The organism is Nonomuraea sp. NPDC005730 (assembly GCF_040630865.1).
Lineage (GTDB): Bacteria > Actinomycetota > Actinomycetes > Streptosporangiales > Streptosporangiaceae > Nonomuraea.
In genome coordinates this window covers 1-10202 of the sequence record NZ_JBEXYK010000119.1, presented here as the reverse complement: position 1 = coordinate 10202, position 10202 = coordinate 1, and the positions used below count along the sequence as shown (strand labels likewise).

At 76.0% G+C, this 10202-nt stretch carries 11 protein-coding genes and 1 pseudogene; 8 read left to right on the top strand and 4 right to left on the bottom strand.

Translation table 11 applies throughout. From position 1 onward, the window contains the following. From ABZ444_RS50855 to ABZ444_RS50840, 4 genes and pseudogenes are all read left to right on the top strand, one after another. A pseudogene (locus ABZ444_RS50855) lies at positions 1-913 on the top strand (hypothetical protein); the annotation flags it as partial. A gap of 114 nt (positions 914-1027) precedes the next feature. Beyond that, positions 1028-2074 (top strand): methyltransferase, encoded by a 1047-nt coding sequence (locus ABZ444_RS50850; RefSeq protein ID WP_358012521.1) that lies wholly within the window; start codon positions 1028-1030, stop codon positions 2072-2074. A gap of 68 nt (positions 2075-2142) precedes the next feature. Next, positions 2143-2982 carry a GNAT family N-acetyltransferase gene (locus ABZ444_RS50845; protein ID WP_358012518.1) on the top strand — a complete coding sequence of 280 codons (840 nt, stop codon included), beginning with the start codon at positions 2143-2145 and terminating at the stop codon, positions 2980-2982. Between the two features lie 130 nt (positions 2983-3112). Beyond that, positions 3113-3610 (top strand): PepSY domain-containing protein, encoded by a 498-nt coding sequence (locus tag ABZ444_RS50840; protein WP_358012515.1) that lies wholly within the window; start codon positions 3113-3115, stop codon positions 3608-3610. 126 nt (positions 3611-3736) lie between these two features. Here the strand turns inward: ABZ444_RS50840 and ABZ444_RS50835 are convergent, their stop codons facing one another. From ABZ444_RS50835 to ABZ444_RS50825, 3 genes are read right to left on the bottom strand one after another with little or no spacing between them, the layout of a single operon-like run. Next, positions 3737-4387, bottom strand: a complete 651-nt coding sequence (locus ABZ444_RS50835) for a methyltransferase domain-containing protein (RefSeq protein WP_358012512.1) — start codon at positions 4385-4387, stop codon at positions 3737-3739. Beyond that, positions 4384-5010, bottom strand: coding sequence for a TIGR04282 family arsenosugar biosynthesis glycosyltransferase (locus ABZ444_RS50830; protein WP_358012509.1), 627 nt, complete (start codon positions 5008-5010; stop codon positions 4384-4386). Before ABZ444_RS50830 ends, ABZ444_RS50835 begins: the two co-directional genes overlap by 4 nt. Before the next feature lie 29 nt (positions 5011-5039). Continuing rightward, positions 5040-6365 (bottom strand): glycosyltransferase 87 family protein, encoded by a 1326-nt coding sequence (locus tag ABZ444_RS50825; protein ID WP_358012506.1) that lies wholly within the window; start codon positions 6363-6365, stop codon positions 5040-5042. Positions 6366-6493: 128 nt separating this feature from the next. On the opposite strand from ABZ444_RS50825, the gene ABZ444_RS50820 reads away from it, so the two are divergent. Both ABZ444_RS50820 and ABZ444_RS50815 read left to right on the top strand, forming a co-directional pair. Continuing rightward, complete coding sequence (locus ABZ444_RS50820; protein WP_358012503.1) at positions 6494-7474, top strand: NAD-dependent epimerase/dehydratase family protein; 981 nt, start codon at positions 6494-6496, stop codon at positions 7472-7474. Next, positions 7471-8160 carry a glycosyltransferase family 2 protein gene (locus ABZ444_RS50815; protein WP_358012500.1) on the top strand — a complete coding sequence of 230 codons (690 nt, stop codon included), beginning with the start codon at positions 7471-7473 and terminating at the stop codon, positions 8158-8160. Before ABZ444_RS50820 ends, ABZ444_RS50815 begins: the two co-directional genes overlap by 4 nt. Here the strand turns inward: ABZ444_RS50815 and ABZ444_RS50810 are convergent. Next, positions 8138-8470, bottom strand: coding sequence for a YnfA family protein (locus tag ABZ444_RS50810; RefSeq protein WP_357968670.1), 333 nt, complete (start codon positions 8468-8470; stop codon positions 8138-8140). The two genes, ABZ444_RS50815 and ABZ444_RS50810, sit on opposite strands and share 23 nt — an antisense overlap. Positions 8471-8628: 158 nt before the next feature. Here ABZ444_RS50810 and ABZ444_RS50805 point away from each other — a divergent pair, with 158 nt between their 5' ends. After that, positions 8629-8775 carry a hypothetical protein gene (locus ABZ444_RS50805; protein WP_352325968.1) on the top strand — a complete coding sequence of 49 codons (147 nt, stop codon included), beginning with the start codon at positions 8629-8631 and terminating at the stop codon, positions 8773-8775. 119 nt (positions 8776-8894) lie between these two features. Continuing rightward, on the top strand, positions 8895-10112 hold the full coding sequence (gene nhaA / locus ABZ444_RS50800; protein ID WP_358012497.1) for a Na+/H+ antiporter NhaA: 1218 nt from the start codon (positions 8895-8897) through the stop codon (positions 10110-10112). Positions 10113-10202 lie beyond the last annotated feature (90 nt).

Here is a 10202-nt window from a genome sequence, read left to right as displayed (position 1 = left end):
CAGGCACACACCCATGTGCAACACACCGATCGCGGTCCCGGGCCGGGCCGCACCGGGGGTGCTGCGGGCGGGGGGCCCGGCGGCGGCCGAGGACGGCGGCAGCGTCGCCGCGCCCTGCGTGGCCGCCCGGGTCGAGATCGCCGGCGGGCCCTCGGTCGCGGCGGGCGCGCTGCTCGACACCTCGGCCGTGCGGACGTTCCTTCAGGGGCTCGTCCGCCCGGCGGACCGGCCCGGGGCGCTGCCGCGTTCGGCGGACGCGTCGTTCGCCGAGGCCGCCGAGTTCCCCGGCGTGCTCGACGCCTTCCTGCTCGACGTCGAGCGGGAGATCGGGGTGAGCAGGCCGGGCGGCGGCACGGAGGAGTCCCGGCTGACCGCGGCGGACAGCGACACGCTGGCCCGGCGGATCCTGGAGCCGCTCGTCGCCGGCGCCCTGGGATGCGCCCCGGCCACCGGCTCCTCGATCACCGGACCGCCGGACACCGGCACGTCGGACACGGGCACGTCGGCCACCGGCACGTCGGCCACCGGTACGCCGGACACCGGCTGGGCGGAGACCGGCCTGCCGGACACCGGCGCGTCGGCCAGGGCGGAGCCGGCGTCCCTGCTGGACGCCGCGGGAGCCACGGCGGTGCTCGAAGCGCTGGTCAACCGGCCCGAGACGTGCGTCACCGACGGCACCTCGACCATCGTCACCTCCGACGACGGCATGTACGTCACGACGGCGTCGTCCCGGACGTCGCTGCTCGACGCGCTCGGCGTCAGAAGGACGCTGGACGCCCTGACCGGCCGGCCCTCGGCGGCCTGCCCCGCTGCCGACGTGCCCCTGTCGGCGGCGACCACCGAGCAGGACCGGCCGAGGTCGCTCCTGAGCGGCCTCGGCCTCGGGGCCCTGTTCTCCAGGCTCCTGGGCTGACGCACCCCGAAGGCGGCCCCGGCGCCGGAATTCGGGCGCGGGACGGGCCGAGGCGGGGATCGCGTGGTAGGTTGCGGACGAGCCTTGATCCTTTGGGAGAAGGGGGCTGCGGCCGTGACAGGCACCGGCGACGAGACCGTCCACCCGACGGCGTGGCAGGCGGCGTGGGAGGTGCTGGCCCCCGTCACGGACATGGTCACCCCGATGGCCGTACGCGTCGCGGCCACCCTGCGCCTGACCGATCTGATGGGCGGCGACGAGCTGCCCGTCGAGGAGCTGGCCCACCGGTCGGGCGCCGACGCCGACGCCCTGGGCCGGCTGCTGCGCCATCTGGCCTGCCACGGCGTCTACGCCGAACGGGAGCCCGGCGTGTTCGCGGTCAACGAGCCCGCCGCGCTGCTGGCCTCCGGCCATCCCTCCATGATGCGCGACCGGCTCGACCTCGACGGTTTCGGCGGGCAGATGGACGTCGCGTTCACCGGCCTGCTGCACACCGTCCGCACCGGGCGGCCCGCGTGGGAGAGCGTCCACGGCGCCCCGATCTGGCACCATCTCGCCACCCACCGGCAGGTCGGCGAGTCGTTCGACGTCCTGATGGCCGCCGGTGCCGACGACCTCACCGACGCGGCCGAGGGGTACGACTGGTCCGGCGTGCGGCACGTGGTCGACGTCGGCGGCGGCACCGGCGCCCTGATCGCCGAGATGCTGAGGGCCCACCCGGGGCTGCGGGCCACGCTCGTCGACCTGCCGGACACGCTGGAGCGGGGCCGGCGGTTCCTGACCGGGCTCGGGCTCGACGGGCGGTGCGCGTTCGCCGGCCAGAGCTTCTTCGAGCCGCTGCCCCCGGGCGGCGACGTCTACGTGCTCAGACGCGTGATCCACGACTGGGACGACGCCGACGCCGAGCGCGTCCTGCGGCGCTGCGCCGACGCGGCCGGGCCGCACGGAGGGGTCGTGCTGATCGAGTCCCGGGGCGGCGCCGGCGACGACCCGGCCATGTTCGCCGAGATGGACCTGCGCATGCTCGTGATCAGCGGCGGCCGGGAGCGCACCGTCGCCGACTACGCCGCGCTCGCCGCCCAGGCCGGGCTCGACGTGGCCGGGGTTCGTCACACCCCGCTCGGCAACGTCGTCCTCGACTGCGTCCCGCGAAGCGGCTGATCGCGCTCTCCGCCAGCGTGGCCCCGCGTGATGACATAATCGATCATCCGCACGCGAAGGAGACCACGGTGAGCATCGAATGGGCCGCGCTGTCCGCCACGGACCTGCCGGCGATCGCCGGGCTGGCCGGCAGGTGCGCGGCGCGCGACGGCGGGCTCCCGGCCACCGCGTCGCCCTCCTTCCTGGAACGCAGGTACACCGGCGGCACCGCAGTGGGCGCGTTCACCGAAGGCCGGCTGGTGGCCTGCGGGGCCGTGCGGCCGGTGGGCGAGACGTCGGCGGCGACCGGCCTGGTCGACCCCGACCACCGCGGACGGGGGCTGGGGTCCGGCCTGCTCGACCGGCTGGCCGCCGAGCCCGGCAAGGTGCGGCTGGAGACCGAGTCGCTGACCCCGCAGGCGCACGACCTCTTCCTGGCGCGCGGCTTCCGCCAGGCGTTCGCCGAGGACGTCTTCCGGCGCGACCTGGCCCGGCCGCTGCCGGACGTCCCGATGCCGGCGCAGGTGACGGTCGAGGAGTGGTCCCCGCTTACCGAAGGGGCCTTCCACCAGGCGTACTCCGCGTCCTTCGCGGACCGTCCCGGCTTTCCCGGATGGACGCGGGAGGAGTGGGTGGACTGGCTGGTCGACGACGAGTTCCTGCCGGGGTGCTCGCTGGTGGCGTTCGAGGGGGACGTCGCCGTCGGCTTCGTGACGTGCGCGGAGGAGTTCCTGATCCAGGTCGGGGCCGTCCCCGGGTGGCGGCGGCGCGGGCTGGCGCGGGCGCTCGCCGTCGCGGCGCTCGCACGGATGCGCGAGGGCGGCGCCGGCCAGGTCTTCCTGGACGTCAACGTCAACAACCCGGCCTCGGCCGCGCTCTTCGGCGGTCTCGGGTTCGAGAAGATCGCCCGCCGCGCCCGTTACGAGTAGGTCCGTCGGGGGTGCGGGGCCCGTTCGGCGTCTTAACCGGACGTTAGGGTTCCCGCAGTTCGTCGCTATCGTCCCGGCGGCCACTGTGGGAGGCGTCAGGACGACGACCGAACCGACGGAGTGTTTCCGCATGCGCAAGCCTATGATCATCGCTGGACTGGCCACGGCCGCCGTGCTCGCCGCGGGCGCCGGCACCGCCTTCGCCACCGCCTCCACCCCCACGTCCACCCCCACGTCCGCGCCCGCTCCGGCGGTGCCCCGGGAGCAGGCCGAGAAGACGGCGCTGGAGAAGGTACCGGGCGGCAAGGTCACCTCGGCCGAGCTGGAGAACGAGGACGCCGGCCAGGTCTGGGAGATCGACATCGACGCCGCCGACGGCACCGAGCGCGAGATCACCGTGGACGCCGCCAAGGGCACCGTCCTCGCCGACGAGACCGACGAGTCCGACGACCACGCCGACGACCAGGCGGACGACCAGGCGGACGACCAGGCGGACGACCAGGCGGACGACCGCACGGACGCCCAGAAGACCGACCAGAAGAACGGCCAGACCGCCGACAACGACGACGCCGACGACGCCGACGACCACGGCAGGACCGGTGGCGACGACGACGCCGACGACGACTGAGCGGCGCCGACTGAGCGGCGCCGACTGAGCGGCGCCGAGCAGGCGGCCCGACCGGACGCTGATCCCGGCGCGGCCCCGGCGTCGGACGCCAGTGCCGGCGGGTCGTGGGCGGCGGGGGGCTGGATGTCAGTGCAGGTGGGCCAGCCAGCGGCCGTGCGTGGGCCGGCAGGGGGCGGCCGTGAACCCCGCGTTCGCGGCCAGGCGCCCGATGTCGGCCGCCGAGACGGTCGCCCAGCCGAACCACTCCCCGGCACGCGCTCCCCGGCGCAGCCGTACCCGGTCGACCCGGCTGCGCGTCCAGGGCGGCGCGAGCTCGGCCAGGACGGTGCCGCCCGGCCGTACGAGCTGCCGCACCCGGCGCAGCAGCGCCGCGGGGTCGCCGCCGATGCCGATGTTGCCGTCGGCGAGCAACGCCGTCGCCCACAGGCCGGTGCCGGGGACGTCTTCGAAGACGTCCCGCAGGAGGGCGAACCCGCCCGCCCGGCGGGTCAGGGCGACGGCGTGCGGCGTGACGTCGATGCCGAGCGAGGCGACGCCGCGCCGGGTCAGCGCCGCCGTGAGGCGGCCGGGGCCGGAGCCGATGTCCAGCGTGGGGCTGCGGCAGCGGCTCAGGAGCTCCTCGTCGCCGTCGATCGGCGCTGACCAGCGCGCGGCCGCCAGCTCGGCGCGGGTGCCGTCCAGGTACTCGATCTCGGCGCGCTCACCCGCGAGCGCGGCCGCGTAGATCTCCCCGATCACCGGCCCGGCTCCCTGTTCGGCATGGCTCTCCCCGGTCATCGGTGCAGCGTTCGGAGGGTGGTGGCGAAGCAGGATGTGGGGGCCTGGTGGGCCACTGCGGTCGCGGTCGCGGCGGTGTCGACGTCGACCAGCTCGGGCAGGTGGTGGACGGCCAGCCCGGCGCGGACGAGCCGGTCGAGCTGGACCTTGCCGGTCTCCGGGTGCGACATGGGCACCCCGAGGAGCAGCGCCGGGTCCGGCCGCCGGAGCCCCAGCAGCCAGAAACCGCCGTCGGCCGCCGGGCCGTACACCGCGTCGTGGTCCGCCAGCGCCTCCCCTGCCTCGCGCAGCAGCTCGGGCGTGACCTGCGGGGTGTCCATGCCGATGAGCACGACGGGCCCGGACCGCAGCCGGTGGGCGTCGGCGAAGGCCGCCGCGAGGCGCTCGTCCAGACCGGCGCCGCGTTGCGGGATCACCACGAAACCGGGCGGCAGCCAGCGGCCCGGCAGGCCGTCCAGAGCGAGGACCCGCTGACCGGCGGGGGTCGCGGCGACGGCGCGCAGGCTGTCGCGGAGCGCGGCCTCGGCCAGCGCGGCGGCCTCGGCCGGACTGTACGGGGGCGTCAGCCGGGTCTTGACCCGCCCGGCCACGGGCTCCTTGGCGATGAGCACGATCTGCGGCAAGTGCTCGAACGTGGGACGACTCAGCTTCCTCAGTCCTTCCGTGCCGATGACAGCAGGTGATCGCCGCGGGACCGCCGCACGGCCCAGCAGGCCAGCACGGCCACGGCGGCCAGGGCGTACACGGGGGTGCCGGGGCTGCCCGGGGCCGCCGGGCCGGCGGTGTAGGCGACCGCGCCGGCCAGGGCGACGCCCAGCCACTCCCACCGGCCGTCCAGGGCGGCCAGGGCGACGACGAGCAGCGCGTACCAGGAGTAGCCGGGGGTGAACAGCAGCAGGAGGGAGCCGCTGACCAGCAGCGCGCCGCGCCAGGGGCGGTCGGCCTCGCCGTACCGCAGGACGGCCAGGACGACCAGGCCGAGCACCGCGATAGCGGCCCAGGGCGCCCACCCGTCCGGCACGAGCAGCCGCAGGACGGCGTAGCGGTTCCCGCCGCCGGGCCCGTCGTAGCGCTCCTCCTTGAGGTAACCCGGCAGGTAGCCCGCCACCGAGGCGCCCGAGGCCAGCACGTACGGCAGGTAGGACAGCGCGACCACGAGCCCGGCGGGCACGACGATGCCGAGGAGCCGCCGCCAGGCACCCGGGCCCCCGGCCAGCACCCCGGACAGCGCGCCGGGCAGCGCGGTCACGGGCAGCAGCTTGGCCGCCACGGCCGCGCCGAGCAGCGCGCCGCGCCCCCGTACGGCGGTGCAGGCCAGCACCACCAGCAGCACGCCCAGCACGTCGACGTGCGCGTTGTTCACCGCCTCCACCGGCACGGCCGGGCACCACGCCCAGTACGCCGCCCGCCGGGCCCCCGCCGCCCGGCACAGGATCGCCAGCACGGCCACGGCCGCCACGAAGCCGCCGAGCTGGAGCGCCTTGTGCCGCACCCCGTCCGGCGACAACCAGTGGACCAGCAGGAAGTAGCCCTGCGCGACCGGCGGATAGATCGTCGGCTCGGTGGGGCGGTTGATCCGGGTGCAGCCGCCGCCGGGCAGGGGCCACAGGGCCGGGGCGTCGCAGGCGGCCGGGAAGAGCCAGTCGTCGCGCAGCCGGAGGAGCGCCGGGTCGGCCGGCGGGTGGTCGTAGGGCGAGATGCCGGCGGCCTGCACCCGGCCGTCCCAGGCGTACCGGAAGGAGTCGGTGCTGCTGCTCGGCGGGGCGGCCAGGCCGGTCGCGGCGAGCGTGATCCCGCCGGCCAGGACCAGGGCGGCCGTCGTCCGTCCCGGCAGCCGGGCGGTCTGCCACAGCGCGGCCGCGAACAGCGCCCAGGCCGCCAGGTACCAGCCCAGGTGGGGCGGGCCAGTCACCAGCCGCAGCACCACGGCCGCCAGGGCGGCCAGCGTCCCGGCGGCCACCGTCGTGTTCCGGTTCACGGCGGCAGCCTCGCATCCCGGGGCCGGTCCGGGGCCGCCGCGGCGGTGCACGTTCGTTCTTCGTAAGAAGCCTTACGAACCGCGAACGCCGCTTCGGCCCGCCCGGCCCGGCGGCTACCGTCGGCGGCGTGAGAGTGATGGTCACCGGCTCGGCCGGTTTCATCGGCGGCCACGTCGCCGAGGCCCTGGCGGCGGCGGGCCACGACGTCGTCGGCCTGGACACGCGGACCGGCGCGGACGTGCGCGACGCCACGGCGCTGGACGCGCTGCTGCCCGGCGTCGAGGCCGTCGTGCACCAGGCGGCCAAGGTGGGCCTGGGCGTGGACGTCGCCGACCTGCCCGCCTACGCCTGCGTCAACGTCTTCGGCACCGCCGTGCTGCTGGCCGCCATGGCCAGGCACGGGATCACCCGGCTGGTGCTGGCCTCCTCGATGGTGGTCTACGGCGAGGGACGTTACGCGTGCGCGTCGCACGGCGACGTCCGGCCCGGCCCGCGGGCCGCGCACGACCTGGACGGCGGCCGGTTCGAGCCGCCCTGCCCGCACTGCGGCGAGCCCCTGCGCTGGGCGCCGATCGAGGAGGACGCCCCGCCCGATCCGCGCAACGCCTACGCCACCAGCAAACTCGCCCAGGAACACCTGGCCGCCAACTGGGCGAGGGAGACCGGCGGGACCGTGGCGGCCCTGCGCTACCACAACGTCTACGGGCCCCGTATGCCGCGCGACACCCCGTACGCCGGGGTCGCCGCGATCTTCCGCTCCGCGCTGCGGGCCGGCCGGGCGCCGGCGGTGTTCGAGGACGGCCGCCAGCTCCGCGACTTCGTCCACGTGCGGGACGTGGCCAGGGCGAACCTCGCGGCCCTGACCGCGTCCTGGCCGGCCGGCGGGCTGAGGGCCTGGAACATCGCCTCCGGCGCACCGCGCACCGTGGGGGAGATGGCCCGCGTGCTCGCCGCCGGGTGCGGCGGCCCCGGACCGCGGGTCACCGGCGGCTACCGGCTGGGCGACGTCCGCCACATCGTCGCCTCGCCCCGGCGGGCGGAGGCCGAGCTCGGCTTCCGCGCCGAGATCGGGTTCGAGGCCGGGATGGCGGGGTTCGCCCGGTCATGACGGTCGACGTGATCCTGCCCTGCCTGAACGAGGAGGCCGCGCTCGCCTGGGTGCTCGGGCGCATGCCCCCCGGCTACCGCCCGATCGTCGTCGACAACGGCTCCACCGACGGCTCGGCGCGGGTCGCCCGCGAGCTCGGGGCGCGGGTGGTCGCCGAGCCCGTGCGCGGGTTCGGCGCCGCCTGCCACGCCGGGCTGCTGGCCTCCTCCGCCGACCTGGTCTGCTTCATGGACGCCGACGCCTCGCTCGATCCCGCCCAGCTTCCCCGGGTGGCCGGGCCCGTCCTCGACGGGGAGCTCGACCTCGTGCTCGGACGCCGTCGGCCGCGCGGCGCCGGCGTCTGGCCGGGACACGCCCGGCTGGGCAACGCCGTCCTGGCCCGGAGCCTGCGCCGCCGCACCGGGGTGGCGCTGCGCGACCTCGGGCCGATGCGGGCGGCCGCCCGCGTGCCACTGCTGTCGCTCGGGACGGCCGACCGCCGCTTCGGCTACCCGCTGGAGACGGTGCTGCGCGCCGCGGCGGCCGGTTGGCGGATCGGCGAGACGGACGTGGACTACCTGCCCCGCACGGGCCGCTCGAAGGTGACCGGCACCCTGCGCGGAACGCTGCGGGCCGTCGCCGACATGCGCCGCGTCATGGCGGACGCGCGCCCCGGGGACGAGGTCAGGCGCGGGGGGCGTACATGATGACGAGGACGCCGGCGAGGCAGATCAGGGCGCCGATGACGTCCCAGCGGTCGGGGCGGAAACCGTCGGCGACCATGCCCCACACCAGGGACCCGGCGACGAAGACACCACCGTAGGCGGCCAGGATGCGGCCGAAGTCGGCGTCCGGCTGGAGGGTGGCGACGAAGCCGTACAGGCCGAGGGCGACGACGCCGCCGCCGATCCACAGCAGCCCGCGTTGCTCGCGCACGCCCTGCCAGATCAGCCACGCGCCGCCGATCTCGGCGAGCGCGGCCAGGGCGAACAGCAGCAGTGAGCGGATCATCGTCATGACGGCCAGTACATCGCATCCGCGAGGGCGGCGGCGGGGAGGGGCAGGCGGGGCCGGTGCAGCGGGGCCGCGGTCATCCCGTACCCGGGTACCGATTCCCGGGGCGGCGGAAACTTGTAGGGTAGGAGGAGGACACGACCGGACAAAGGGAGGCGAAGGTGCGCGAATTCCGCTCCTGTCTCCACCTCGCGCGCGAGCGGCACGCCCGCCCGCTGCGCCCGCTGGAGTTCCGTCCGGTCGGCACGAACGGCTACGTCAGCACGTGGGGCGTGATCGCGGGCATCCGCCCGCCGCAGGGCCGCTGAGAGCCCTCCGCCACGCGGAGGCCCGCGCCCGGAGGTGATCCGGGGGTTCCGCGGGCCGCCGTGCGGGGTCGCGCGTCCGGCGGCCCGATCGTTTCCGTACGTCCTGGAGTTCTCCCTTCATGTCTGCCTCCTCGCGGATCATCACTGCCCTGCGCTCCGACGCGGTCGGCGGCGTCCTGCTCATCGTCGCCGCCCTGACCGCGCTGGCCTGGGCCAACTCGTCCCTCGCCGGCTCCTACGAGGCCCTGCGCACGTGGTCCTTCGGCCCGGAGGCGCTGGGCCTGCGCCTGAGCGCGCAGGCGTGGGCCGCCGACGGGCTGCTGGCGGTGTTCTTCTTCATCGTCGGCAACGAGCTCAAGCAGGAGCTCGTGCACGGCGAGCTGCGCGACCCGCGCCGCGCCGCGCTGCCCGTGGTGGCCGCGCTCGGCGGCGTGGTGGTCCCGGCGCTGCTGTTCCTGGCGGTGAACGCCGCCGCGCCGGGCGAGGCGGCCCGCGGCTGGGGCGTGCCGATGGCCACCGACATCGCCTTCGCGCTCGCCGTCCTGGCCGTCGTGGGCCGCGGCCTGCCCGCCCCGCTGCGCACGTTCCTGCTGACGCTGGCGACCGTGGACGACGTGTGCGCGGTCGTCGTGATCGCCGTCGGCTACACCTCGGGGCTGAACCTGGCCGCCCTGTCCGGGGCCGCCGCCGCGCTGTGCGTGTGGGCGTACCTGCAGCACGGGCGGGGCCGCGCGGTCACCGCCGTGCGCCGCGCGCTGCCCGCGTGGCTGCTGTACGGGCCGCTCGCCGTGCTGATCTGGGCGCTGGTGCACGCCTGCGGGGTGCACGCGACGATCGCAGGCGTCGCGATGGGCCTGCTGATGCGCACCCGGCCGCGCGCCGGCGAGCCGGAGCCGCCCTCGCAGCGTGCCGAGCACGCGTTGCGGCCGTTCTGCGCCGGGGTGGTGCTGCCGGTGTTCGCGCTGCTGTCGGCCGGGATCTCCCTGTCGGGGGCGGGCGGCTTCTGGGCGGGGACCGTCACCTGGGGCGTGCTGGCCGGGCTGCTGGCCGGCAAGCCGCTCGGCATCGTCGGGGCCGCCTGGCTCACCGCGCGCCTCACCAGCGCCCATCTCAACCCGCGGCTGGGCTGGAGCGACATCGCCGGCGTGGGCGTGCTGGGCGGCATCGGCTTCACCGTCTCGCTGCTGATCGCCGAGCTCTCCTACACCGGGCCGGCGTACCTGACGCAGGCCAAGGGCGCGATCCTGCTGGCCTCGGCGGCGGCGTCCCTGCTGGCCGCCCTGATCCTCGGCGCGCGCGTCCGCCGGCGCCGTACGGCCGGGCAGGTGGCGGCCTAGATCGCTGATGTGAATTTGGGTTAATGGTCGTAGGCAGTCAGGGACCGTTTCACGGGGGCGCCGGTGTTCCAGTTGTGCCAGATCGCGGCG